We start from the raw sequence: 25,223 nt of genomic DNA on the forward strand, positions 1-25,223 counted from the left end.
GCTTTAAGATAATGGCCGGGGGTTCGTTTGATTTGGTGTATGCATTATTGCATCGTTCAAATTTGCAATTTCGCAATTAATGTCATGTAAAGGCGCGTACTCCCCTGGCACATATTTTGCACTAAAAATTTTTGTGCATGTTAAATTTTTAACATGCAATAAGCTATGTGGAGGGGAGGTTTGACAATTAATTTTGATTTGACCGAAGAGTTACAAGACATAAGAAAAGTGGCCAGGGATTTCGCGGTTAAGGAAATACAGCCGACTGTGGACGAGGATGACAAGGCCCACCGCTTCCGCCGGGATTTAGTGCAAAAAATGGCCGACTTGGGCTTCTTTGGTTGTGTTATACCTGAAGAGTATGGTGGGAACGAAATGGGCTGGTTGGCCGCCACCATTATCGCTGAAGAAATATCACGGGTGCACGCTTCGTTGCGTTTGCCGTTCAACATGAACCCCAATGGCCCGGGATGCACTATTCTAAGATACGGTACGGAAGAACAGAAGATGAAATATTTACCCGGCCTGGTTGACGGCAGCTTGCTGGGAATGTTCGCCATTACCGAGCCCGACTCCGGCTCAGACGTGGGTTCAATGAGGACGAGAGCAATCAAGGATGGCGACAGCTATATAGTTAACGGTAACAAGATGTGGATTTCCAACGCTACCGTTTGCGATATGGGATTGCTTTACGCTTATACAGATCCGGCAAAAAAAATTAAAGGTTTGTCAGCTTTTGTCATAGATATAAATACGCCTGGTATTACCATTGAGCCGATCACTGATAAACTGGGCACTTGGGGCGCGCCGGTCGGATCGATAACGTTTGAAAACTGCCGCATTCCGGCATCCGCGTTGCTCGGTAAAGAGGGACAGGGTTTTAAGATTTGCATGGAACAACTGAACGACACTCGTTTGGGCTGTCAGGCCGGCGGTCTCGGTTTGGCGCAGGCTTGTCTTGACGCGGCCTTGAATTACGCTAATGAGCGGCAGCAGTTTGGCGTGCCGATCGGCAAATTCCAGATGGTCACCGATATGATCGCCCAGATGGCGACTGAGGTTGAAGCAGCCAGGTTCTTGGTGTACCGCGCCGCTTTCCTGAAGGATCAGGGCAGGCCTTGCACTGTGGAGACTTCCATGGGCAAGTACTATGTTGGCGAAGTAGTGAACAAATGCGCTGATTACGCCATGAAGATTTACGGCTCCTATGGTTATTCCGAGGAATACCCGGTTGCCCGTTACTATCGTGACGCCAAGTCGTATCAGATTGTTGAAGGCACCAGCAACATTCAAAAATTAATCATCGGTGAAACAATGCTTGGCTATCGCAAGCGTATATAGTATTATTATGAAGGTAGTAATGGATCATTAAATATGAGGGGGTTTTCAGATGCACGAAGGTTTATATGAGGAACTAGCCCTAAACAGAAAAAGAGTTAAAGCTATGGGCGGCGAAAAGGCTGTTGCGAAGCAGCACAAAGACGGCAAACTGACGGCGCGGGAAAGAATCGAGTATTTCTTTGATCCTGGCACTTTTACGGAAATCGGCATGTATCTTAAACACCGGGCAAATCACTTCGGCCTGGAAGGCAAAGACATTCCGGCTGAAGGTGTTGTTTGCGGCTATGGCAAGGTAAACGGCCGGATGGTTATGGTCGGCGCTGAGGACTTTACCTCCATGGCGGGTACATTCGGCGAATACCACGGCAAGAAGTTTGCCGCGGCGATTGATATGGCCAAAGATATGGGGATTCCCTTTGTCGGCATGAACGATTCCGGCGGCGCCAGGCTGCAAGAGGGTATTGACACGCTGCAGGCTTACGCGTGGCTGTTCAAAGCTCAGGACCTGGCATCCGGCATCATCCCGCAAATTGCCACCCTGATGGGTCCGTGCATGGGCGGTCAAGCTTACCACCCGGTTATGCAGGACTTTGTCTTCCAGTGCCGTAATACCGGATTTATGGGCATTGCCGGTCCTCCATTCGTAAAGACCCAGTTGGGAATAGATATCGATCTGCCGACACTGTCCGGCTGGCAGGCGCACGCGGTTAAGTCGGGCTGCACCCATGTCGTGGTGGAAGACGATAAAGACTGCATGGACAAGGTTAAGGAGCTGCTTGCGTTCTTCCCGCAGAACAACAGGGAAAAGCCGGAGCGCATCGCTTGCGACGACGACCCGCTGAAACTGGTGCCGGAACTTGACGAAGTAATGCCTGAAAACAGAAATATGCCCTATGACATGCACAAAGTAATTTACAGCATTGTTGACAACGGCTATTTCTTTGAAATTCATGAAAATTTTGCGAAGAACGTCATTGTCGGCTTTGGCCGGTTTAATGGCAGAGCTACAGGTATCGTCGCCAGCCAGCCCAACTGGATGGGCGGCGTAATTAACTGCGACGCCGCTGACAAGGTAGCCCGGTTTGTCCGGTTCTGCGACCTGTTCAACATTCCTCTCGTGAACATTCACGACACCCCGGCTTTCATGATCGGCCCGGACGAAGACTGGAGGGGCATCTTGAGACACGGCGCCAAGATGCTGTATGCTTACATTGAAGCCACTGTGCCGAAGGTAACAATTATCATGGGCAAATCGTTTGCCGGCGCCTACCTTGGCATGTGCTGCAAAGACACCGGCGCGGACATCGTGTTCAGCTGGCCGCAAGCCACAGTGACCATCGTCGGCGCGGAAACAGCGGCGAGCGTTATTTTCGCCAAAGAAATCAAGAATTCGGAGAACCCGAAGGAAACAGCGGCGCAGAAGATTAAAGAGTACAAAGACCTCTATCAGAACCCGTACAGCGCTGCCAGCCGCGGCTACATTGACGATGTGATTATGCCGAACGAAACCAGGAGAAACATCTGCCTGTCTCTCGATATGCTGGAGAACAAAACTGTGGCCAGGCCGTACAGGAAATACTCCAATATCAACTTATAAAAAACAAATAACTAATTAATTGTATCAGGAGTTGATTTCTGAAGACAAGCCGGTGACGCGGCTAGTGGGCTTAGCCCATGAAACCGCGTCACTGACAGGCCATAATAAAAAGTAAATATTAGGCTTCGCCCGCCGGCGGAGCCTGTTTATCGAAAAGTAACACTATAATGACTGGGAGTGAGGCGGTGACAAGATTTTATGCTGGCTAATCTAATAAAGAAGCCGCCGCTGACCCTCTGTCCGGATCAGACAATCGGGGATGTTTTGCGTTTATGGCAGGAGCATCCCATTGGAGTTGTCGGCATCGTTGATGAGCAAGGCCGTCTGCTCGGAGTGGTAGGCAGCGGGCTGACCTTTCGTGACGGGACGCCAATCTCACTGGACACAAAACTGGCTGAAGTAATGGATAAAAATTTTATCAGTATGAGTCCGGATGTATACCAGGAAGAGGCCTGGACAGCTCCCAGTGAGGTAATCGCTATCGTTGACGCTGACGGAAAGTTGCAAGGAATCAGTACAAAGTATGACCTGGCTACTTCTCTTTATCCTTATACCAAGTTTATCAGCCGGGAGCTTGACGCTGTGCTTAATGCCGCCCACACAGGGATCATTTCGATAAATAAAGACGGGATTATTACAACATTCAACCCCGCCGCCGAGATGATTACCCGAAGAGCCAGAAATGAGGCTATCGGTAAATTTCTGACGGACGTCGTAATACCAACCGGCCTTTTGGAAATTCTGGAGACAGGTGAAACTAAGTTCGGTCAAAGGCTTCCGGTAAAGTATTCGGTAGGCACAAGAATATACGTCAGCAACCGCAGTCCTATTATCGAAGACGGCAAGGTTATTGGAGCAGTAGGCATTTTTCAGGACATTTCCGAGATTGAGTTTATATCTCATGAATTAGAATCTGTTAAAGAGCTGAACAAGGAACTAAAAGCGTTGATTGAGTCTTCATACGACGGCATTTTGATTGCAAGGCGTGATGGTGTTGTTTCCCAGGTAAATGAAGCATACACCAGAATGACCGGTCTCAGGGCCAAAGATATCGTTGGCCGGCCATTTCAGAAGCTGGTGGAAGGTGGTCATTACGCCTCGTCGATTGTAGATGCCGTCTTGAAGAAAAAAAAGGCTGTCACCAATTTGCAGACTTCACCGATGGGGAACAGGCTTCTGATCACCGGCAACCCTGTGGCTAACGAGCGTGGTGAAATTGTCAGGGTCGTAATCAACGTGCGGGATCTTACCGAGTTCGAAAAGTTAAGACAGGAACTGCATGACAGTAAAAATCTTAACCGGCGTTATCAGGCGGAATTGAGCACAAGGAACGACCAGCGCAATAAAGAACAGGACTTAACCAGCAGTTCGCCGGAAATGCAAAGTGTTATTGATCTTTGCACCAGGGTGGCTCAAGTGGACTCAACAGTGCTGCTGATCGGTGATTCCGGCGTGGGCAAGGAAGTGCTGGCTAAGCATATTCATAGTCAAAGTGCCCGCAAGCAAGGGCCGTTTATCAAAATTAACTGCGGCGCAATTCCAGAGACGTTGTTGGAGTCGGAACTTTTCGGCTATGAGCGCGGGGCTTTTACCGGCGCTGGAAAAGACGGGAAGCCCGGTATATTTGAAATGGCCCATAACGGCACCCTGCTCTTGGATGAAATCGGCGATTTGCCGCTGTCGCTGCAAGTTAAATTGTTAAGGGTACTGCAGGATAAGGAGATCATTAGAGTCGGGGGGACAAAAACGCGCAGTGTGGATGTGCGCATTTTGGCCGCGACAAACCGGAACCTGGCAGACATGGTTCAACAGGGCTCTTTCAGGGAAGACTTGTTTTTCCGCCTGAATGTTGTTCCGGTGCAGATTCCGCCTTTAAGGGACCGCCGTTCAGACATTGTTCCGTTGTTAAATTTCTTCTGTGAAAAATATTATAAGAAATATGGCATCAGGAAGCAGTTTTCCCCTGAAGTTCTCAAAATATTTTATGAGTATCACTGGCCCGGCAATATCAGGGAACTGGAGAATATTGTTGAGAGAATGGTGGTAACCGAGCCTGAAACGGTTATCACACCCAAACACTTGCCGGAGAGCCTGCGCTACGTGATGAATAATACTTCAGCGAAAGTAATGGTGCAGGGAGTGCTTCCGTTTAAAGAGGCGCTCCTGGAAATGGAGAGCCAGTTGATCAATGAGGCGCTGAATTTATACGGGAGCACTTATAAGGCCGCTAAAGTGCTTGGGATTGACCAGTCTACTGTAATAAGAAAACTACAAAAAATAAAGCAATTTAAAAACAACCGTCAGGAACAAGCAAACAGTTTCAGTGTAATTAAATAAAGGTCAATTTATCATGTTTAATTAATACGGGAGGTGTTGTCCATTATATAACTGGTTAAGTTGTTTGAAATAAAGTTAAGTGGATTACAAAGTCGATACTAAAAAAGGGAAAGGAAAAGGTTTTCGCGGCATGATTTTCGTGAAGTGCTATGCCGCCTCCCGGGTAGTCGGCGGGAGTGGGACGTGTGTCCCGAAACCGGGGAATGGAATGAATATTGCAGTTCTCTTAAAACAAACCTTCGACACAGAAGCAAAAATCGAGATCGCGGGCGGCGCGATTAACAAAAAGGGCGTTGGCCTGATTGTCAACCCCTACGATGAGTATGCTGTGGAAGAAGCGCTCAAGCTTAAGGAAAAGAATGGCGGCGAGGTAACTATTATATCTGTCGGGGCGGATACCCCGGACGCGATGCGTCAAGCGCTGGCCATGGGAGCGGATAAAGCTATTAGTGTGGAAGATCCCGCTCTTGAGGGTGGTGACGAGTATACCACAGCCGTTGTGTTGGCTAAAGCGGTAAGCACTATACCGTATGATCTGATTCTGGCCGGTTGGCGTGAAGGTTCCGCCCAGGTAGCGGTGCGGGTTGCCGAGGAACTTGGCCTGCCGCATATTAACGTAGTGACCAAACTGGATGTCGATGGCGGTAAAGCTACAGCCACCAGAGATATCGAAGGCGGCAACGAAATCGTTGAAGTGCCGGTGCCCGCTGTGATTACTGCTCAAAAAGGCTTGAATGAGCCGCGTTATCCCTCAATGAAGGGCATTATGCAAGCTAAGAAAAAGCCCATCCAAAAGCTCTCCCTGGGTGACCTGGGACTGAGTGCCGATCAAGTAGCGGCCAAAGTTAAAGTACAATCTTACTTCCTTCCCAGCGCTAAAGCCGCGGGCAAAATGATCGCCGGTGAAGCGCCCCAAGCTGCCGCCGAACTGGCGCGGCTGTTGCGGGAAGAAGCAAACGCTATCTAAGGGAGGGGAAAAATAATGGCAAAAGGAATACTTGTATTTGCGGAAGTAAAAGATGGTAAAGTTAAAAACGTGGCTTTCGAGATGTTAAGCGCCGGCCGTAAAATAGCTGGTCAAACCGGTGACGAACTTGCCGCCGTCCTGATTGGTAAAGGCGTGGCAGGTTTGGCAGGCTCGCTTGCCGAATATGGCGCCGACAAGATTTACGTGGCCGAAGATGACAAGTTGGCGCAATATACCACAGACGCCTACAGCAAAGTGCTGGCCGACCTGATTAAAGAAACAGATCCCGCCACAGTGCTGTTCGGCTGCACCGTATTGGGCCGCGACCTGGCTGCCAAAACGGCGCAGAAGGTTAAAGCCGGCCTGCTGTCCGACTGCATCGCGATGGAAATTGAAGGCGGCAACCTGGTATTCACCCGTCCCGTATATTCCGGCAAAGCCTTATTAAAAGCCGGCATTCCCGAATCCAGCCCGGCGATGGCTACTATCCGCCCCAATGTGCTGACTGCCGAACCGGGTGCGGGCAAAGGAGAAGTTGTCAACTATGCTGTGAAACTGGATGCAGGCGACCTGCGCCAGGTAATTAAAGATGTGATTCTGCAGATTTCCTCCAGGCCGGAGCTCACCGAGGCAAACGTGATCGTGTCTGGCGGGCGCGGCATGAAAGGCCCTGAAGGCTTCAAGGTTCTGGAAGACCTGGCCGACGTGCTCGGCGGGGCTGTCGGCGCCTCACGCGCCGCTGTCGACGCCGGTTGGATTGGGCAAAACCTCCAGGTCGGACAAACCGGCAAGGTTGTGTCCCCCACTCTTTATTTCGCTTGCGGCATCTCCGGCGCCATCCAGCACATGGCCGGGATGAGCTCTTCCAAGTGCATCGTGGCGATCAATAAAGATGAAGAGGCTGCTATCTTTAGAGTGGCCGACTACGGTATTGTCGGCGACCTCTTTGAAGTAGTGCCTATCTTGACCGAAGAAATCAAGAAAGTTGTAGGCAAATAAATTTAGTTTCACATAGGTGAATGCTGCTGGAACACTTCTTAAGCAGAAACTTTTGACAGAACCCTCATGGATTGAGTTCGCCAGAGGTCTCTTGGGAAGGGTTCCAGCAAACTTTTTGTTTATTTACGCATTGGGCAGGATGCCGTTTTTAGAGAAAGGATGAGCCAAATGAAGGAAGTTGTAATCGTCAGCGCGGTGCGCACCGCGGTGGGTAAGTATGGCGGTTCGCTGCAGAACACTCCTGCTGTTGAACTGGGCGCCATAGTTATTAAGGAAGCAATAAAGAGGGCCGGGATTACTGTCGAGCAAGTCGAAGAAGTGATCATGGGAAATGTTTTAACCGCAGGCCTCGGGCAAAACCCCGCGCGCCAGGCCTCTTTGAAAGCCGGCCTGCCTATTGAAACACCGGCCTATACAATGGGTATCGTCTGCGGCTCCGGGCTGAAATCCGTTATGCTGGCCGCCCAGCAAATTATGTCCGAGCAGGCTGATATAGTCGTGGCCGGCGGCATGGAAAACATGAGCGCCGCTCCCTACGTGCTGGATAAGGCCAGGTGGGGCTACCGCATGTTCGACAGCACCCTTACCGACGAGATGGTCAAAGACGGCCTATGGTGCGCTTTTAACGACATCCACATGGGCATGACCGCTGAAAACCTCTCGGTAAAATATAATATATCCAGGGAAGACCAGGACCAATTGGCTGTTGACAGTCATAACAAGGCTATTGCGGCCATTGATTCCGGAAAATTTAAGGACGAGATTGTGCCGGTGCCCATTCCCCAAAAGAAAGGCGAACCGGTGTATTTTGACACGGACGAATTGCCGCGCCGGGGCGCCTCAGTAGAAGCCCTGGCCAAACTGCCCGCCGTTTTCAAAAAAGGCGGCACCGTTACCGCCGGGAACGCCTCCGGGATCAATGACGCCGCTGCCGCGACAGTGGTGATGTCCGCCGATAAAGCGAAAGAGTTGGGACTAAAACCCATGGCTGTGATTAAATCCTTTGCCACGGCGGGCGTGGATCCCGCTTATATGGGCACCGGACCGATTCCCGCCAGCAAAAAGGCGATGGCCAAGGCCGGGCTCACCGTGGCCGACTTTGACGTGATCGAAGCCAACGAGGCTTTTGCAGCCCAGGCCCTGACCTGTATCCGCGGCCTCGAACTGCCGATGGACAAGGTGAACTTCAACGGCGGCGCTATCGCCATCGGCCACCCGATCGGCGCCAGCGGGACGCGGATCCTGACGACCCTGCTTTACGAGTTAAAGAAACAGAACGGGCGTTACGGCCTAGCCACCATGTGCATCGGCGGCGGCCAGGGCGTGGCCATGACCGTGGAAAACATTAAATAAACAATCCGATGAGCATATAACCATTGAAAGAAATTTAAACCCTCATTTGTTGTTATAATGACATGACCTGATGGATGGGGGTTTGGAAGGAGTATCATATGGAAGTTAAGAAGATTATGGTTATCGGCGCCGGCCAGATGGGTTCCGGTATTGCTCAGGTATCGATCGCCGCCGGTTATGACGTGGTTATTAATGATATCAATGACACTTTTGTTAACAGAGGCATCGGCTTGATTGACAAAAACCTGTCGAAGGATGTCAGCAAAGGACGCCTTGATGAAGCGGCCAAAGCAGCCTTAATGGCCAAGCTGATCCCGTCCACCAGCCTGCAGGACGCCAAGGACGTCGACCTGGTGATAGAGGCGGCTATTGAGAATATGGAAATCAAAGGCAAGATTTTCAAGGAACTTGACGAAGTATGCAAACCTGAAGCGATTCTTGCCACAAACACCTCCTCGCTGCCCATCACCGAAATAGCCGCGGTAACCAAACGGCCGGACAAAGTGATCGGCATGCACTTTTTTAATCCCGTGCCTGTGATGAAGCTGGTAGAGGTCATCAGGGGGCTGGCGACATCCGATGAAACTTATGATATCGTTAAGACTGCCAGCGAAAAAATGGGCAAGGTTCCCGCTGAAGTGAATGACGCACCTGGTTTCACGGTAAACCGTCTCCTCATTCCGATGATTAATGAAGCGATATATTGTCTCTACGAGGGCATCGCTTCACGGGAAGCGATTGACAACGTGATGAAGCTGGGCGCGAATCACCCGATGGGGCCCCTCGCTCTCGGCGACCTGATTGGCCTGGACACCTGCCTGTCAATCATGGAAGTGTTATACCGCGGTTTCGGCGATCCCAAGTACCGCCCGTGCCCGCTCCTGCGCAAATATGTGGCTGCCGGCTGGCTTGGCCGTAAGACTGGTAGAGGGTTTTACCAGTACTAACGCGAAGGGGGTATAAATATGGCGTGGAATAATGTTCTGGTAGAATTTGATAACGAGATTGCGGTGGTCAGCGTCAACCGCCCCAAAGCACTAAACGCGCTCGATCATCAGACCATCGCTGAGTTGGGCGAAGCCATGGCTGAGTTAGCCGCCAATCAGTCGGTAAAGGTTATTATTTTAACCGGCGCCGGTGAAAAAGCTTTTGTAGCGGGCGCCGACATCGCCTACATGTTGTCCCTGACTCCCATGCAGGCGCAGGAATTCAGCCGTCATGGCCAAAAAGTACTCAGCCAGATTGAAAACATGTCAAAGCCGGTGATAGCCGCGGTAAACGGCTTTGCTCTTGGCGGCGGCTGCGAACTGAGCATGGCCTGCGACATCCGCGTGGCTTCGGAGAAGGCCAAATTCGGCCAGCCGGAAGTAAGTCTTGGCATCATGGCCGGCTTCGGCGGCACCCAGCGCCTGGCCCGGCTGGTGAACCCCGGTATCGCCAAAGAGATGCTCTTCACCGGCGATATTTACGATGCCCAAGCCGCGCTTAAGTTTGGCCTGGTCAGCAAGGTTGTTCCGGCCGATGAGTTGATGGATGTCTGCAAGAAGATGGCCAAGCGCATTGCCTCAATGGGTCCGGTTGGTGTAAGGTTCACCAAAGAAGCTATTAACCAGGGACTGGATATGGATCAGGAAAAGGCCTTTAATATTGAAGCCGCCCTTTTCGGTGTGATTTTCTCAACTGCCGACCAAAAAGAAGGCATGAGCGCCTTTTTAGAGAAGCGCAAAGTGGAGTTTAAAGGCGAGTAGTTAAAAAATCAAGATGTTTTTGGTGGTTATTGCCCGTAATAGCTGATGGGCAAAAAGAATCACCATTTACAGTAATATAATTTAAATTAGGAGGGAATAGAATGGATTTTGGGTTAACAGAAGAACAAAAAATGGTACAGGATATGGCTCGCAATTTTGCGGAAAAGGAAATTGCTCCTTACGTTGAAGAGGATGAAAAGAACCATTACTATCGCAGAGAGATTTTAACCAAAATGGGTGAACTGGGCCTGCTGGGCTGGAGCATTCCGGAAGAATACGGCGGAAACGGCATGGGTTGGATGGAAGGCGTTATAGCCCTGTATGAAATAGCCAAAGTGCATACTTCCTGGAGACTTTCCATCAGCGGCAACTGCTGGGGTCCGGCAATGACCATTAATGAATACGGCACTGAAGAACAAAAACAAAAATGGATTCCCAAACTGTTAGACGGGACATGGGCGGGAAGCTTTGCTATCACCGAGCCTAACACAGGTTCCGATGTAGCCAGCATGAAGACGTTTGCAGAAGATAAGGGCGACCACTGGCTGATCAACGGCACCAAGACGTGGATATCCGGAGGGCACACTTCCGATGTCGGGCTACTCTATGCTATGACTGACAAAGGCAAAGGCGCTAAGGGGATGTCCTGTTTCATCATTGACTATAACAATACCCCCGGCGTTCAAAGAATTCCGATGGAAGATAAAGTCGGCATGTATGCCGCCCCGACTTCGGAACTAATTTTCGAGGATGCGGTGGTTCCTAAAGAAAATCTTTTAGGCGGATTAAACAAGGGTTTCTTCATTTGCATGTGGCAGTTGAACAATACCCGCATGGGTTGTGCCGTTGGCGGCGCGGCTCTTTCCAGGGCGTGCCTGGATGGTTGCATTCAATATGCTAATGAACGTTACCAGTTTGGCGTGCCAATCGGCAAACACCAGATGGTTCAGCAGCAGATTGCTGAAATGATCTTGGAAGATGAGGCGGCCAAACAACTCGTTTATCGCGCCGCATGGTTAAAAGACAACAAATTACCCAGCCAGAAGGCGACTTCAACCGCTAAGCTGGCAGGTTGCCTGGCATCTGTTCACGCCGCCAACCTGGCAATGAAAATCTACGGTTCATACGGATATTCCAATGAGTATCCTTGCGGCAGATGGCTCCGCGATTGCAAACAGTTCGAGACCCTGGAGGGAACCTCCAACATGCATATGCAAATCATCGCCAACATTGAACTTGGTTTCGCGCCCGACCGTTAGGATCAAAGGATTCTTAACGGCTAACCAGTAGACCCGAAGATCGCATTAGTTAAACCTCATCGTTAATATAGCGGCCACCATTTTTATGATCGTCGTTTTAGTATTTACGGCGGCGGGCATAAGAAGGCGGCCTTTTTTTACGATAAAGAAATAAAAAAATGTTTTAAAACGGAGGAAAATGGTGGAAAAGTAGCTTATTCCTACGGAATATGTGAATGAGCGGATACCGTCATGCAATTTGTAGGTAGTACGGTAGTGTATATCGCTTGCATATGATTCATTTACGTGTTAATCTAATAACGATCTAATGTTGAAATAACCGTATGGTTGGAAGTAATGCATGCTTATAATTCAAAGGAATAGTATAAACAGAAAAATAGTATGTTGAATAATTAGGGGGGGGAATAAATGCAAGCGAAAGCGCAAGATTTTAGGGGTACGGCGAATTATATCGCCTCTGAAGATCTGATGAACAGCGTAAACGTATCCAGGGCGCTCGGCAGGCCTTTGTTAATTAAAGGGGAACCGGGCACCGGCAAGACTATGCTGGCCCGGAGCATATCCGAGGGATTGGGGCAGCGGCTGATCATCTGGAATATCAAATCCACAACCAAGGCCCAGGACGGCCTGTATATTTATGATACGGTGCAAAGGCTCTATGACAGCCAGTTCGGGGACCACGACGTTTCAGACATCAGTCAGTATATTCGTTTGGGGAAGCTGGGCGAAGCTTTTGCATCCGATGAGCAGGTCGTGTTGCTTATTGATGAAATCGACAAGGCAGACCTGGAATTTCCGAACGACCTGCTGTGGGAATTGGACGTGATGAGCTTTTTTATCCCCGAAACCGGGGCGACAATCACCGCGAAACACCGGCCGATTGTGATTATCACCAGCAACGCTGAGAAAGAACTGCCGGACGCTTTTTTAAGAAGGTGTATTTTCCATTACATCTCCTTCCCTGAGCCGGAGATGATGAAAGAAATCGTCAAGGTGCACCACCCCAACCTGGAAGACCGGTTGGTTGGCGAAGCGATGGAAGCGTTTTACTGGATCAGGAGCCTGAGCGGACTGCAAAAGAAGCCGAGCACCAGCGAGCTGATTGACTGGGTGCAAGCACTGGCTGTGGGCGGGATTAGCCTGGAAAAAATTCGTAAAGAAATACCTCTTTTAGGAGTTTTAATTAAGAAGAACCAGGATTTCGATATTATCTTGAAGAGACTTAGCGCCCAAGGCTCCTCGAAAACCAAGCCGAGCATTCAGACCATATGGAGGGGGTGATACCCCTGTTCGTTAACTTCTTTTATGAACTGAAAAGAACCGGGGTGCCGGTTTCCCTGACAGAGTGGATGACTTTGATGGAAGCTTTGAGCAAAGGCCTGGCTTTTTCCAGTTTGAGCGGTTTTTATTACCTGGCCAGGGCGGTGCTGGTTAAAAGTGAAGCCCATTTCGACAGTTACGATATTGCCTTCCAGAACTACTTTAAAGGCATTGAAACACCTGCGGATGTGCTGGAGCAGGCCATGGAATGGCTTAAAGACGCCTTGCCTCCGTATTTGATCTCGCCGGAAGATCGCAAGCTTTTTCAAGAATGGGATTTGGATAAGCTGCGCCGTGAACTGGATGAAAGATTGAAAACGCAGGATGGGCAGCATCATGGCGGCTCCAAGTGGATCGGCACGGGCGGCCGTTCACCCTTCGGTCATGGCGGCTATAACCCGGCCGGTGTGCGTATCGGCGGCGAGTCGACCAACCGCTCGGCCGTCAAGGTCGCAGCTGAACGGCGCTACCGCGGCTACCGGGGCGATGAAACCCTCGGGGTAAGGCAGTTTGAAGTGGCCTTGCGCAAACTTCGCCAGCTTACCAGCCGCACCGATGGGGAAAAAGACGTGCTGGATCTGGATGGCACCATCGACGCAACTTGCCGGAACGCCGGCAGGCTGGAACTGGTTTGGGACCGCTCCCGCAAGAACACCATGAAAGTTGTTGTGGTGATGGATTCGGGAGGATCGATGGATGAATACATTGATCTTTGCAGCCAGTTGTTTTCAGCGGTTAACCGGTCGACCCATTTTAAAGATTTAAAATTTTATTATTTCCACAACTGCATTTATGAAAACATCTATGTCAACCCGTCGTGTGTTTCTCGTTACGCCGTTAAAACGTACGATTTTTTACGTGATCTTGACCCCGAATACCGGTTAATTATAGTGGGTGACGCCAGCATGTCTCCCAGTGAGCTGACCATGGTGGGCGGGGCTCTTGATTGGGACAGTATGAATAATGAGCCGGGGTTGGTCTGGCTGGAAAGATTAATCAAGCGTTTTCCACATGCCGTATGGTTGAATCCCGTTCCATACCAGTGGTGGGACCCGCGATTGAATTATGGAGCGCACTCCATCGTTTTGATCAGAAAACTGTTTCCTATGTTCGAGTTGACCCTGGACGGGCTGGAGCAGGCGATAAAGAGTCTTAAGGTAAAGTTCTGATGAATGGGTCAAACATTATGGTGGTGAAACGTTGTTTGTTAATTTTCTTTATGAGCTGAAAAGGGCTGGGGTGCCTGTTTCCCTGACGGAGTGGATGACCCTGATGGAAGCGCTGAGCAAGGGTCTGGCCTTTTCCAGTTTGAGCGGGTTTTACCACCTGGCCAGGTCGGTGCTGGTAAAAAGTGAATTCCATTTTGACAGTTTCGACTTGGCATTCCAAAACTACTTTAAAGGTGTGGAAACACCTGTCAATGTGATTGAACAAGCTTTGAACTGGCTGTCAAAAGAACAGCCCCCTCTGATGACATCCCCGGAAGAGCGAGAGCTCTTTCAGGATTGGGATGTAAAAAAGTTGCGCCATGAACTGGAAGAAAAGTTGAAAACACAGGACGGAGAGCGCCAGGGCGGCTCCAAAATGGCTGGCACGGGCGGCGCGTCGCGGTTTGGACATAGCGGTTTCAATCCGAAAGGGGGAATACGTATCGGCGGCGCCTCCGGCGGCAGCTCGGCTGTCAAGGTGGCCGGCGAGCGGCGTTACCGGGGATACCGCAGTGATGTCATCATTGGCGTAAGAAAGTTTGAGGCCGCTTTGCGCATTCTCCGCCAGTTGACCAGCCGCCACGAAGGTTTGAAGAGCGAGTTGGATTTAAACGGCACCGTCGGTGCCACCTGCCGGAATGCCGGCAAGTTGAAGCTTGTATGGGACCGCCCGCGCAAGAACAATATTAAAATTGTCCTGATCATGGATTCGGGCGGGTCGATGGATCCTTACATCGAGCTGTGCAGCCGGTTATTCAGCGCGGTCAAACGCTCAACTCACTTGAAAGATTTAAAATGCTATTATTTTCATAATTGCATATATGATAATATCTATGTAAAGCCGGCCTGCGTGTGGAGCAATGCTGTAAAAACATACGATATATTGCATAACCTCGATCCTGATTACCGGCTGATTATTGTTGGTGACGCCAGCATGGCGCCGGGTGAATTGACCATGGTGAACGGGGCCATAGACTGGGACAGTATGAATAACGAGTCGGGTGCGGTCTGGCTGGAGCGTTTGGCCAGGCATTTCAAGCACGCTGTTTGGCTTAACCCGATACCGGCCCAAGGGTGGGATGAACGTATGAATTACCGCGCGCATACCATTAGCATGATCCGTGAATTGTTTCCCATGTACGAGTTGTCGTTGAGCGGGCTGCAGCAGGCGGTAAAACGGCTCAAGGTCCGTGTTTGATTATATTTATTAAGATTTGTTTGCGTTCCAGCCTTCTTCACCTACAAGGGGAACAAAGCGTACCGCCCCCAGGTTTTCCCGGTCAATTCCACCATCCGCTCTTTTTCTTAAACGCAGCAAATCCTGGTGGGTTTTCTTACCCACAGGAACCACTAGAAAGCCTCCAGTTTTCAGTTGATTGCTCAAAGACTCAGGGACGACCGGCGCTCCCGCCGCCACCACGATCCCGTCGAAGGGCGCTTCCCCGGCCCAACCTTTTGAACCGTCGCCTATGCGAACTATTATGTTATCGTACTTTAAAGTTTGAAAACGCGTTTGAGCTTGTCCAGCCAGGGTTTCATGACGCTCAATCGTATATACTTTGGACACAATACGCGATATTATTGCCGCCGCATATCCGGAACCGGCGCCGATTTCCAAAATCCGGTCTTCCGGCTCCGGCTCCAGGGCTTCAGCCATCAAGGCGACTATGTATGGCTGGCTGATAGTTTGTCCCTCATCAATGGGAAGCGCGCAATCATCATAAGCATAGGCCTGTAGCTGTTCAGAAACGAAAAAGTGACGCGGCACTGCGAGCATGCTCTGCAAGACGGCCTTGTTGGTAATACCCAAAGGAATAAGCTGCTTTTCCACCATTCGCCTCCTTTCGTCCGCGCGGTCACTGGAATCGTTGTCACTGTTTTGCGGGAATTCCATAATCATACTCCTCGTTGTTATTTTGATCGGATAACGACTTTTAATATTTCCCCCGGCAGAATTAATAATACCAGTGTTTACGCCGAAAAGGAACAATATTCCTGGTAAATTAACAGTGAATTAAGCTAAATCACCGGTTTTAGCTTGATATATGCCATAAATCCTCTCACATTGATTATTCCCCAGGCTCTTAATTATATGGTTCATCATCAGGTTGTTATCAGCAACCTGAGATAACTCAATTGTAGATATCCCTATCCTGCGGGCTCGCCGGATAAATTCCAGGATGAGTGCCGCTTCCAGTCCTTTTAAACGGTGCTGAGGCAAGACGGCCAGGACCGCCAGCCGTAAGCTGGGCTGGCTGAATAATCTAGGGAAAGACGGTTTAATGATTGGATAAATACCTAAACAAAGACCGGCAGGTTCTTCGTCAATTTCGGCTACCAAAACCAGGCCCGGTTCGCAAACTCCATGAAGTTTCCGCCAGATTGCCGAGCCTTCACTTGCGGAAAGGGAGACGAAACCCCACCCATCGCTCATTGAACCGTTATGAATCCGGGAAAACATTTTACCTTCGTTATCTATGTCGTTAAAATTCACTTCTCTTAAACGCAGATTTTTAATCCTGCCGGCGGCGCGATTGGCCACCCGGAGCAATTTATCCGGCAAGGGATTTCGTAAATTATAGCGATACGCGTAAAGATTTATTTCAGTATTAAAGCCACACCCTGTGAGAAGGTCTGCGTAATAAGGAGGATTGTAGGGCATGCCGGGATGATGATTCCCCTTGAAGCCTTCAATCAACAAACCCAAACGTTCATGTGGGGACAAGTCCACCGGGCCGATTATACGGGACATGCCATTTTCCAATAACCAGCGTGCCGCTGCTTTAAGCAGGGCCATAGTTGCCATGGGATCGTTCAACGATTCAAAATAGCCAAAAAAACCGGTTTTTTTGACGGGGTAGTCGTGATGTATGCTTGCAGCTATCCTGCCAACCGGGTGCCCGTCCCTCAGAGCCAGGAATGGTTGGGCCGTAACCCTGCTAAATAGGGGATCAGTAAACTGGCGGCTTGACTGATCAAACCCGGGGAAAGAAGGAGCACTGAAAGTGCCATGGTATACCGCCCGGGGAAAGGTGTTAAACGCTTTTATTTCATTTTGTCCGGACGCCGCGATTACTTCAACAGTCAAGACAGCACCTCCGGTTTTTGTTAACAGATTATGCGGCACTGCTTGACAGTGGAACATAAAATTTTATCACGTGATCCAGGGTAATGATGAAAATATTAGTTGCCGGACAATTGGACAAGTGGTATATTGAGAATAGGTAAACTGTAGTAGTAGCAATAGTTTACCTATTTGCTGCCAGTTAATTGATTAGCTGAAATGGGGGGTAAGCATGAAAAGGAAAATAGCCATAGGGGTACTGTTGGTTCTGTTAAGTGCCGGCGCTTATTGGGGATACGTCAAGTATGGCAAAACACAACCGGCGGGTATCCAGGCAACCGGTACTATCGAGGCAACGAAGGTGCAGTTATGCGCTAAAGTACCCGGTACCCTCCAAAATGTGACAATTAATTCCGGCGATCCTGTGAAAAAAGGTCAACTTGTGGCGATAGTCGCCCGCAATGACTTGATTGCCCAGAAAGAGAGAGATGCGCTTGGCGTTCTAAAGGCCGAAGCGCAATTGGCAGATCTGACATCAGGCGCCAGATGGCAGGAAATAAAAGACGCTGAGATTGCTGTCAACATCGCCCGGACAAATTATGACAAAACCGATAAAGATTATCAAAGGGCTTTGGCGTTATTTCAAGCGCAGGCGATTTCCAAATCCGAAATAGAAAACGCGGAAACAGCTTTGCGGCAAGCTAAAAACCAGGTGGATTCAGCCGAATCAAAACTAAGCTTGTTAGAATCCGGCAGCAGGCCGGAGCAGATTGAAGCAGCCAGAACTGAACTTGAGAGAAACAATGCAATCCTGAAGGCTTCAGAGGCGGCACTGGAAGATACCCGTGTGCTGAGCCCTATTGACGGGAGCGTTTTAACTAAGAATTTTGAGGAAGGTGAATTTATTCAGGCCGGCGCTTCGGTGGCAACCGTTGTCAATACCAATGATATGTGGATAAAAATATATTTGCCCACTGACGACCTGCCCAAAATAAAAATAGGGCGGCAGGTCGCCTTCACAGTGAGCGGGAGTGAGGAAAAATATACGGGAATAATTGAAGAAATCGCTACCAGTGGAGAGTATACGCCGAAAACCATTCAGACTAAAAAAGAACGCACCAATATTGTCTATGAGGTTAAAATTAGAATTAGTGACGAAAACGGCACATTAAAGCCGGGTATGCCTGCCGATGTCACCATTGATGAGCAGAGGTGACGGTGATGGAGCAAGTGAACATTGATAACATAATTGAAACAGAATCATTGACAAAAGTGTTTGGTGACCTGACAGCAGTCAGTGGCGTTACCTTAAAGGTTGCCAAGGGCGACATTTGGGGTCTGGTGGGGCCTGACGGCGCCGGCAAAACCACCCTGATGCGCATGTTTTGCGGCTTAATCGAACCTAATAGCGGCAGGATTACCCGGACAGGTGACAGCTTTGGCTATATGCCTCAAAAATTTAGTCTTTACGGTGATTTGACAGTTGCGGAAAATATCAATTTTTTTGGCGCCCTGTACAAAATAGACAGCAAAACGATCCGCCGGCGTTCCGACGAAATACTGGAGATAACTGATTTAGCCGGCTTTAAATCACGGTTTGCCGACGACCTTTCCGGGGGAATGAAACAAAAACTGGCCCTGACTTGCGCTCTATTGGCCAGGCCCGCCTTATTGATTCTTGATGAGCCGACCTACGGAGTTGACCCGGAATCCCGCAAAGAATTCTGGAAAATTTTATACGAGCTGAATAAAGAAGGAGTCACGATTGTCGTTTCTACCCCATACATGGATGAAGCGGAACTATGTAAGAAAGTTGCTTTAATGAGCAGGGGAATAATTATGTCGACCGGTGATCCCGGCAGTTTAAAAAAGAGTTTTCCATACGGAATCCTGGAACTGAAGGCGAGTGCGCGGGATCTGGACTTCATCAACGACCTTCCGGAAGTGGTTGACGGCGATTTTTACGGCGATAAGTACCATGTGGCAGTGTATGATGTAGAACAAGCAAAAGCCGCCATCATAAATTTGCTTTCGGAAAAGAAAGTGGCAATCCATTACATAAGGCAGATACCGCCCTCAATGGAGGATGTTTTCGTAGCTATGACAAAAGAAGAGGTGGTTTAATGGAATACGCGGTAACCACCCATGATCTTACCAGAATGTTTGGTTCTTTTACCGCTGTCGACAGAATCAACATTAACATCAGGCCGGGAGAAATATACGGCTTTTTAGGGCCTAACGGTTCCGGAAAGACGACCACGATGAGAATGCTGTGCGGGCTGTTGGAGCCCACTTCTGGCTCCGGTTCCGTGCTTGGTTATGACCTCGCCCATGAATCGGAAAAAATCAAGCAAAATATTGGCTATATGTCTCAGAAATTCAGCCTGTATGACGACTTGACCGTTTATGAAAACCTGGTGTTCTACGCGGGGATGTACAGTATCCCATATCACGAGCGTAAAAAAAGGATTGCTGAAATGGTTGAGATGGCCTTGCTGGTTGGCAAGGAAAGTGAGTTGCCGGCAAATCTGAGCGGCGGGTTGAAGCAACGGCTAGCCCTTGGGTGCGCTATTATGTCCCGCCCTTCTATATTGTTCCTGGACGAACCTACCAGCGGGGTCAGCCCGACCAGCAGGCGAATGTTTTTTAAAATTATTCAAAAGCTGGCGAACGAGGGAACAACGGTTATGGTCACTACTCATTTTATGGATGAAGCGGAAAGGTGCCATAACATTGCTTTCATTTCCGGGGGGAGCCTGATTGCCAACGACACGCCGGACAACTTGAAAAATAAAGTGATTGAAGGTTGCATGGTCGAAGTGGACCTGCCGGACGCCATGGACCGAATGAAAGATCTGGAGTCGCTGCCCTTTGTGAAAGAATGCTCCATCCATGGGCCGCTGCTGCACGTGCTGCTTGATTCCGAGAAAAATGTCGCGGCATTTGACCGGTATACCGGAGTGAAAGCCAGAGTGATCACACCTTCTCTGGAAGATGTATTCATAACCCTGGCTAAGTTGAAAAGAAAGCAGGAATCTTAAATGAGCAGAATACTGGCGATCTTGAAGAAAGAGTTTTTACAGATGAAAAGGGACCGGTTGACGCTCGGCATGGTCTTCATGCTCCCATTGGTGCAGTTGCTGCTCTTTGGTTATGCCATTCAGACTGAAGTGAAGCATATATCCACGGTTGTTTTTGACCAGTCCATGTCCATTGAAAGCAGGGACCTTCTGGATTCTTTCAGTTCTTCAGGGTACTTTGATATTACCTCCACAGCGAAAGGATATGCGGAAATAACGGAAATGATTGACAGCGGCAAGGCCAAGGCGGGAATCATTTTTCCGCCTGATTTTGCGGAAAAGCTGCGCAGGGGTGAGACGGCGCCGGTACAGGTGCTGGTGGACGCCAGCGACAGTATGGTGTCTAATTCCGCTATTGCCATAGCCAACTCGATAGGGCTGTTAAAATCGCAAAAAATCATTATGCAGAAGACCGGCGTGCAAAGCCTGCCTTATGATATCAGGGTGCGCCCATGGTATAACCCCGACGGCATTACCGCTTATTATATGGTTCCCGCCATCCTGGGGATTATTGTGACTATGACCATGGTTATGATGACCTCAATGGGAATAGTCCGGGAACGTGAAAAGGGTACCCTGGAGCAGCTTATGGTTACCCCGGTGAGGTCGTATGAGTTGATGATCGGCAAAGTAATTCCTTATATTGCCCTCGGTTACCTGCAGATCACCGTTGCTCTCCTGATGGGCGGTATTGTTTTTGGAGTGCCCATACGGGGCAGCATATTGGAGCTTTATTTGTTAACATTGTTTTTCATCACGGCATCACTGGGAATCGGCATATTTATTTCAAACATAGCGAGAAATCAGATGCAGGCTTTTCAGATGTCTTTCTTTGTTTTCCTGCCGAGTATCATGCTGTCCGGCTTCATGTTTCCCCGGGAAGCCATGCCCTCAATAATCCAGTACATTGGGAATGTATTTCCTCTGACATTTTACCTGACAATTATCCGGGGAATCGTATTAAAAGGGATCGGTTTCCGGTATTTAATGCCCCAAGTTATGTCGTTGCTTATTTTTTCGATAATTATGATGACCTTGAGCATTATCAAGTTTAAGAAAAAAATTGCCTGAAATACAGCCTGGGTGGTGTATAGAATGGACTACAAGCGAAGAATTTTAACTGCCTTTAATGAATTGGCCTTGCAGCGGGGATTTTCCGGCGTTACGATGGACGAGTTGGCAACCCGGGCCGGAGTCAGTAAAAGGACTATTTACCGTTACTTTAATAGTAAAGAAGAAATAATTGACACGTTGCTGAATGATATTTTAAGTGGTTTTGAACAAAAAATCCTACAGATGTTGGATTCTTGTGAAAATCCGGTGGAAAAGATATCAAATATTATTAAAATAGTCCCAAGGATAACCGAGAAGCTCACTCCGGCGGCTCTTCATGATTTGCATAAGTATTACCCTCATCTTTGGGAGAAAATCGAACAGTTTCGGGCAAGACGGATTCAGCATTTATTCGATGATCTCCTATTAAACAATAAATACCGTTGTTTTAAGTCCGTAAATCCGAAAATATTCACTACAGCGTTGCTGGCCAGTATCAGGTCGGTGGTTAACCCGGCTTTTATTATAGACAACAACTTATCCGTGGAAGAAACAATTCAGACATTATTCACTATTTTTTTGTCAGGTATTGTGTTGGAGGAATGAAGTCATCATTCTTTCCGCTCTTTTTCCTCGCGTAATTTTTGTCTAACGTCAGTCCAAAGGTCTCTGGTTTGGTTAATAATCATTGGAAACATTGATTTTGCCGGGTGTCTCAAGACACGGTCCAGCCATTTTGCCGATTCTCTGATATTACCCGTATTCAGGTTTAATACACCCAGCAAGTAAGCTGTATTTATCTCCGCCTTTGCGGAAAAATCTTCTTTTTCAAAAGCCAGCGAAAGGCTTGCCAAGGCTCTTTCAATATATTTCCGTTCTTGTTCGCCTTCATCTTTAAACCTGTAGAACCAGGCAATTTTTAAATACATCATGCCCATCTGGGATTTTTTGACGGCCCTGCCCTGGAGGCAGTAAATAGCCAACAGGAAAGTTTCTATAGCGTCTTCCAAACTACGGACCCCACTATAGTCTTTTAATTTATTATTCTGCCAGAATGTCATCAGGCGCGATTTTATTTCTTCCGACTGTTCTTTTTTTAAGCGCATTCCTTGGATCTCTTCGTTATAGGTAAAGCCACAAATAGGACAAACACTCATTTCATAATAAATCGGATTAATATACTTGTGGTGTTGACAGAAATCATAATCCATCTTCACGGATTGAACGTATTTTGACAAAGCTTTCGGTGTTTCGAATTTAGCGTTGCAAATTGGACAAACGGCTTTTTTATAATACAACATTTCTTTTTGCTCAATCTCTTTTTTGGCGTCTGCCTTATCATCTTCCTCATCAGCATGTTCGACATCGTTTAAATGCTGTTCCAATATATCCGCGAAACCGTTTTCCTCTTTTTCTTCCGGGGCATACGTATCTTTTTTAACGCTGAATTCTTTTGTTTCCTTGGTTAACTGCTCTTGTCGCTCGTCATTGAACTGTACGGGTATATTGGCGGCGGTAATCTGGTTTTGGTCGGTACCCTGGTTAGTTAACTTGCGGTTGGTTTCAATTAATATTTTATTTCGGATATTTGATTGTCGAAGTCTTTTGCTTAAAGTTTCAATTATTTTTACAGCTGCTCTCGGGTTATCATCTAGAAATTCTAGAAAGTCTTTTCGTTCCAGACTAAAAATAATTGATTTTTCTAATGTCCTGGCGCAGGCTGAGCGATATCCGCCGTCTAACAGACTCATTTCCCCAAAAAAATCTGACGGTTCAAGTGTTTGGATAGCCATTTCCTGTCCAGTGGTCGATTTTGCATATATTAAAACTTTTCCTGATATGATTAGGTATAAGCTTGAACCTTGCTCTCCTTCAGAAAATATATCTGTATTTTCTTCGAAACGCTCTAGGCGCATTTTTTTAACCAAGTCTTGTAAAGGATAGTTTATGTCTTTAAAAAAAGGTATCTTCTTTAAAATGCTTTCAAGAGCATCCATGTATGATTTCACCCACCTTTAAGATTTCAGTTAATATTCTATACTACCAAAATATCAATTGAAAGGAATTTTTACTTATTGCAAAGGTGGATTTTTTTCTCAGCTAAAATAACTGTGTTCCCGCATAATATCCATGAATTAAAAACAATAAAAAAAATTCCCTGTATTATGGAATAGGGAATGGTGGGGAGAAAGCCCCTCTAGATGGGTGATTATATTAAAGGAGGTATTAAAAATAATTATAATTATTTTTAATTATCCTACATGAGAAAAATTTCCCAATTTTTTAGGACTTTAGTCCTAAATTGCAGTAACCTTAATGTTTATTAGTTACAATAACACTTAGTTATGACTAACTTCTTTTTTCATCCAATCAGTGATGTTGACGGTATACTCTTTTTCGCTGAAGCGGGATAAAAACTTGTTAGATGAATCGTCGAAACCCATCATTAAATAAAGGGCGACTCCAGCGGCCAGCATTGGAGTGTTATATTTTATCAGAATAAATATGGTTATGAAAGGTAAAATGAAGTATAGAACTTTTGGGTAAAATGTTTTTATATAACGCATATACTACCCCTTCTTTGTAAAGGAATCCCGGGGTTACTGGTAACCCGGCTATCATGGTACTACACGATACTTTAGACCCGTGGCTTTGCGTCCATAGTTTTCACTATGTTTGCCTTTTTCAGTTTGCGTTGTTACTATATTATAACAGCTATTTAAAATAAGAAAATGTGAAAGGAGAACTATTATCACAGGACTATGGTCCTATTTTTTACGACATTCAGGTAGGAAAAACCGTATAAAATGTCAAAATCAATTGTTTGTACAATAGGGGCAACATTGAAGCATACTGTGTGAATATCTTCATAATTATCACATGACAATTCAATCAAGAAAGGATTTACCGTAACCTAGTATTGGAGGCAAGTTGACTTTAACTACTTGTTCGGATAAAATATTAAATGCGCTAGTTGTTAACTAAAAATTTATTTAATTAAGCTGATGTGGCTCAGGGGTAGAGCAGCGCACTCGTAATGCGCAGGTCGTGGGTTCAAATCCCACCATCAGCTCCAAGAAAATCAAGGCCTCCGGGGTTTTAGCTGGAGGCTGTTTTATTAATGACCCTAATGTCTCCTGGTACGCCTTACCTTTTTAACATCTTTCACCTCTCTTTGCCCGTCTTTAAGGCGGGCTTTTTCTACAGTCCAACCGAAAAACAAAAACCCAGCCCATTGATGGACCGGGTTTTTGCCAAGGAGGTCTATGGAACAAAAGGAGCAACTGTTAATATAACTTATGCTGCTAGATTAATTTGGGTGCATAACCATTGATTAACACATAAATCATTGCCTGCATATTATATAAAAAAGCAAAAGGGGTGATTCTTATGGCATTCGGCGTAGGTGCAGGTTGCGGCACAGGATGCGGCACAGGTTTTGGTAACATCGGGTTTATTGTTTTCCTGATTTTTATCCTGCTCATCTTTGGAGTGAGTTGCTGCGGAGGCTGTATTTAGTATGAAAGCCTTATAAGGAGGTATTTCCATGGCTGAAGTTAAGTCCCAAGTAGTTAAAGCGGAAGAAGCTTGTGGCACAGGTTGTTTTAGTAGCCCAGCGTTTATTATCTTCCTGATTTTCATCCTGCTCGTTTTCGGCGTGGGCATGTGCGGCTGCTGCATTTAAACTGTAAAAACACTAACATAAAGGCTACGTTTGTAACCATCGGTATTTACCGGTGGTTATGATTTTGGCAATGGTAAAATGAGATACATGCAAAATATGGCCAACCGGGTGAACTATCACCGGGCCATACGGCTCAAAAACGTAGAAATCATATAAATATAATGTCAAGATGGGGTAATCGAAAGAATATAACAACGTCTGAATAGCCGGAG

At 47.6% G+C, this 25,223-nt stretch carries 23 protein-coding genes, 1 tRNA gene and 1 riboswitch; of the genes, 20 read left to right on the forward strand and 4 right to left on the reverse strand.

Annotation, left to right across the window (positions count from 1 at the left end; all coding sequences use genetic code 11):
* Positions 1-180 precede the first annotated feature (180 nt).
* From acd to L7E55_RS00700, 12 genes are all read left to right on the forward strand, one after another.
* A complete protein-coding gene (gene acd / locus L7E55_RS00645) occupies positions 181-1,341 on the forward strand; it encodes a glutaryl-CoA dehydrogenase Acd (RefSeq protein WP_338091131.1) in 1,161 nt (386 codons plus the stop codon).
* A gap of 49 nt (positions 1,342-1,390) precedes the next feature.
* A complete protein-coding gene (locus tag L7E55_RS00650) occupies positions 1,391-2,938 on the forward strand; it encodes an acyl-CoA carboxylase subunit beta (protein ID WP_277442024.1) in 1,548 nt (515 codons plus the stop codon).
* A gap of 198 nt (positions 2,939-3,136) precedes the next feature.
* A complete protein-coding gene (locus L7E55_RS00655; RefSeq protein WP_277442025.1) occupies positions 3,137-5,275 on the forward strand; it encodes a sigma-54-dependent Fis family transcriptional regulator in 2,139 nt (712 codons plus the stop codon).
* 208 nt (positions 5,276-5,483) lie between these two features.
* Positions 5,484-6,242: an electron transfer flavoprotein subunit beta/FixA family protein gene (locus L7E55_RS00660; RefSeq protein WP_277442158.1), complete on the forward strand. Its 759-nt coding sequence runs from the start codon at positions 5,484-5,486 to the stop codon at positions 6,240-6,242.
* Between the two features lie 15 nt (positions 6,243-6,257).
* The gene (locus L7E55_RS00665) at positions 6,258-7,241 is read left to right on the forward strand and encodes an electron transfer flavoprotein subunit alpha/FixB family protein (RefSeq protein WP_277442026.1); all 984 of its coding nucleotides are present in this window, start codon (positions 6,258-6,260) and stop codon (positions 7,239-7,241) included.
* A 168-nt stretch (positions 7,242-7,409) separates the two neighbouring features.
* A complete protein-coding gene (locus L7E55_RS00670; RefSeq protein ID WP_277442027.1) occupies positions 7,410-8,594 on the forward strand; it encodes an acetyl-CoA C-acetyltransferase in 1,185 nt (394 codons plus the stop codon).
* Between the two features lie 98 nt (positions 8,595-8,692).
* Entirely contained in the window at positions 8,693-9,541 is an 849-nt protein-coding gene (locus tag L7E55_RS00675) for a 3-hydroxybutyryl-CoA dehydrogenase (protein WP_277442028.1), read from the forward strand.
* A gap of 18 nt (positions 9,542-9,559) precedes the next feature.
* Positions 9,560-10,342 (forward strand): enoyl-CoA hydratase-related protein, encoded by a 783-nt coding sequence (locus tag L7E55_RS00680; RefSeq protein ID WP_277442029.1) that lies wholly within the window; start codon positions 9,560-9,562, stop codon positions 10,340-10,342.
* 101 nt (positions 10,343-10,443) lie between these two features.
* Entirely contained in the window at positions 10,444-11,601 is a 1,158-nt protein-coding gene (locus tag L7E55_RS00685; protein ID WP_277442030.1) for an acyl-CoA dehydrogenase family protein, read from the forward strand.
* A gap of 408 nt (positions 11,602-12,009) precedes the next feature.
* Positions 12,010-12,882 (forward strand): AAA family ATPase, encoded by an 873-nt coding sequence (locus L7E55_RS00690; protein WP_277442031.1) that lies wholly within the window; start codon positions 12,010-12,012, stop codon positions 12,880-12,882.
* Positions 12,879-14,090 (forward strand): vWA domain-containing protein, encoded by a 1,212-nt coding sequence (locus tag L7E55_RS00695; RefSeq protein WP_420851981.1) that lies wholly within the window; start codon positions 12,879-12,881, stop codon positions 14,088-14,090. Before L7E55_RS00690 ends, L7E55_RS00695 begins: the two co-directional genes overlap by 4 nt.
* Before the next feature lie 31 nt (positions 14,091-14,121).
* Positions 14,122-15,327: a vWA domain-containing protein gene (locus tag L7E55_RS00700; protein ID WP_277442032.1), complete on the forward strand. Its 1,206-nt coding sequence runs from the start codon at positions 14,122-14,124 to the stop codon at positions 15,325-15,327.
* A gap of 9 nt (positions 15,328-15,336) precedes the next feature.
* Here the strand turns inward: L7E55_RS00700 and L7E55_RS00705 are convergent, their stop codons facing one another.
* Positions 15,337-16,023, reverse strand: a complete 687-nt coding sequence (locus L7E55_RS00705) for a protein-L-isoaspartate(D-aspartate) O-methyltransferase (protein WP_277442033.1) — start codon at positions 16,021-16,023, stop codon at positions 15,337-15,339.
* Between the two features lie 120 nt (positions 16,024-16,143).
* Positions 16,144-17,217 (reverse strand): GNAT family N-acetyltransferase, encoded by a 1,074-nt coding sequence (locus tag L7E55_RS00710; protein WP_277442034.1) that lies wholly within the window; start codon positions 17,215-17,217, stop codon positions 16,144-16,146.
* A gap of 208 nt (positions 17,218-17,425) precedes the next feature.
* Between L7E55_RS00710 and L7E55_RS00715 the strand changes: the two genes are divergently transcribed.
* The 5 genes from L7E55_RS00715 to L7E55_RS00735 are packed head-to-tail and all read left to right on the forward strand — an operon-like array spanning position 17,426 to position 21,932.
* Positions 17,426-18,409 carry an HlyD family secretion protein gene (locus tag L7E55_RS00715; RefSeq protein WP_277442035.1) on the forward strand — a complete coding sequence of 328 codons (984 nt, stop codon included), beginning with the start codon at positions 17,426-17,428 and terminating at the stop codon, positions 18,407-18,409.
* A gap of 29 nt (positions 18,410-18,438) precedes the next feature.
* Complete coding sequence (locus tag L7E55_RS00720) at positions 18,439-19,317, forward strand: ABC transporter ATP-binding protein (protein WP_277442160.1); 879 nt, start codon at positions 18,439-18,441, stop codon at positions 19,315-19,317.
* Positions 19,317-20,234 (forward strand): ABC transporter ATP-binding protein, encoded by a 918-nt coding sequence (locus L7E55_RS00725; RefSeq protein ID WP_277442036.1) that lies wholly within the window; start codon positions 19,317-19,319, stop codon positions 20,232-20,234. Before L7E55_RS00720 ends, L7E55_RS00725 begins: the two co-directional genes overlap by 1 nt.
* Positions 20,235-21,344, forward strand: a complete 1,110-nt coding sequence (locus L7E55_RS00730; protein WP_277442037.1) for an ABC transporter permease — start codon at positions 20,235-20,237, stop codon at positions 21,342-21,344.
* A gap of 24 nt (positions 21,345-21,368) precedes the next feature.
* Positions 21,369-21,932: a TetR/AcrR family transcriptional regulator gene (locus L7E55_RS00735; protein ID WP_277442038.1), complete on the forward strand. Its 564-nt coding sequence runs from the start codon at positions 21,369-21,371 to the stop codon at positions 21,930-21,932.
* A gap of 5 nt (positions 21,933-21,937) precedes the next feature.
* On the opposite strand, the gene L7E55_RS00740 is transcribed toward L7E55_RS00735, so the two are convergent.
* Together L7E55_RS00740 and L7E55_RS00745 are read right to left on the reverse strand one after the other, a co-directional pair.
* Positions 21,938-23,323, reverse strand: coding sequence for a DUF2225 domain-containing protein (locus L7E55_RS00740; RefSeq protein WP_277442039.1), 1,386 nt, complete (start codon positions 23,321-23,323; stop codon positions 21,938-21,940).
* A 342-nt stretch (positions 23,324-23,665) separates the two neighbouring features.
* Positions 23,666-23,893, reverse strand: a complete 228-nt coding sequence (locus L7E55_RS00745) for a hypothetical protein (RefSeq protein WP_277442040.1) — start codon at positions 23,891-23,893, stop codon at positions 23,666-23,668.
* A 35-nt stretch (positions 23,894-23,928) separates the two neighbouring features.
* A riboswitch (cyclic di-GMP riboswitch) is annotated at positions 23,929-24,017 on the reverse strand.
* A 310-nt stretch (positions 24,018-24,327) separates the two neighbouring features.
* On the opposite strand from L7E55_RS00745, the gene L7E55_RS00750 reads away from it, so the two are divergent.
* The 3 genes from L7E55_RS00750 (at position 24,328) to L7E55_RS00760 (ending at position 25,011) form a co-directional block, all read left to right on the forward strand.
* Positions 24,328-24,402 (forward strand) — tRNA-Thr (locus L7E55_RS00750).
* A gap of 314 nt (positions 24,403-24,716) precedes the next feature.
* Complete coding sequence (locus L7E55_RS00755; protein WP_277442041.1) at positions 24,717-24,845, forward strand: hypothetical protein; 129 nt, start codon at positions 24,717-24,719, stop codon at positions 24,843-24,845.
* Between the two features lie 28 nt (positions 24,846-24,873).
* A complete protein-coding gene (locus L7E55_RS00760) occupies positions 24,874-25,011 on the forward strand; it encodes a hypothetical protein (protein WP_277442042.1) in 138 nt (45 codons plus the stop codon).
* Positions 25,012-25,223: the final 212 nt, after the last annotated feature.

Source organism: Pelotomaculum isophthalicicum JI (assembly GCF_029478095.1).
Classification (GTDB): Bacteria; Bacillota; Desulfotomaculia; order Desulfotomaculales; family Pelotomaculaceae; genus Pelotomaculum_D; species Pelotomaculum_D isophthalicicum.

Coding starts and splice junctions, on each gene's coding strand:
- L7E55_RS00650 (WP_277442024.1), top strand. CDS start 1,391: ATGCACGAAGGTTTATATGAGGAACTAGCCCTAAACAGAAAAAGAGTT.
- L7E55_RS00655 (WP_277442025.1), top strand. CDS start 3,137: ATGCTGGCTAATCTAATAAAGAAGCCGCCGCTGACCCTCTGTCCGGAT.
- L7E55_RS00660 (WP_277442158.1), top strand. CDS start 5,484: ATGAATATTGCAGTTCTCTTAAAACAAACCTTCGACACAGAAGCAAAA.
- L7E55_RS00665 (WP_277442026.1), top strand. CDS start 6,258: ATGGCAAAAGGAATACTTGTATTTGCGGAAGTAAAAGATGGTAAAGTT.
- L7E55_RS00670 (WP_277442027.1), top strand. CDS start 7,410: ATGAAGGAAGTTGTAATCGTCAGCGCGGTGCGCACCGCGGTGGGTAAG.
- L7E55_RS00675 (WP_277442028.1), top strand. CDS start 8,693: ATGGAAGTTAAGAAGATTATGGTTATCGGCGCCGGCCAGATGGGTTCC.
- L7E55_RS00680 (WP_277442029.1), top strand. CDS start 9,560: ATGGCGTGGAATAATGTTCTGGTAGAATTTGATAACGAGATTGCGGTG.
- L7E55_RS00685 (WP_277442030.1), top strand. CDS start 10,444: ATGGATTTTGGGTTAACAGAAGAACAAAAAATGGTACAGGATATGGCT.
- L7E55_RS00690 (WP_277442031.1), top strand. CDS start 12,010: ATGCAAGCGAAAGCGCAAGATTTTAGGGGTACGGCGAATTATATCGCC.
- L7E55_RS00705 (WP_277442033.1), bottom strand. CDS start 16,023: ATGGAATTCCCGCAAAACAGTGACAACGATTCCAGTGACCGCGCGGAC.
- L7E55_RS00715 (WP_277442035.1), top strand. CDS start 17,426: ATGAAAAGGAAAATAGCCATAGGGGTACTGTTGGTTCTGTTAAGTGCC.
- L7E55_RS00725 (WP_277442036.1), top strand. CDS start 19,317: ATGGAATACGCGGTAACCACCCATGATCTTACCAGAATGTTTGGTTCT.
- L7E55_RS00730 (WP_277442037.1), top strand. CDS start 20,235: ATGAGCAGAATACTGGCGATCTTGAAGAAAGAGTTTTTACAGATGAAA.
- L7E55_RS00735 (WP_277442038.1), top strand. CDS start 21,369: ATGGACTACAAGCGAAGAATTTTAACTGCCTTTAATGAATTGGCCTTG.
- L7E55_RS00740 (WP_277442039.1), bottom strand. CDS start 23,323: ATGGATGCTCTTGAAAGCATTTTAAAGAAGATACCTTTTTTTAAAGAC.
- L7E55_RS00745 (WP_277442040.1), bottom strand. CDS start 23,893: ATGCGTTATATAAAAACATTTTACCCAAAAGTTCTATACTTCATTTTA.
- L7E55_RS00755 (WP_277442041.1), top strand. CDS start 24,717: ATGGCATTCGGCGTAGGTGCAGGTTGCGGCACAGGATGCGGCACAGGT.
- L7E55_RS00760 (WP_277442042.1), top strand. CDS start 24,874: ATGGCTGAAGTTAAGTCCCAAGTAGTTAAAGCGGAAGAAGCTTGTGGC.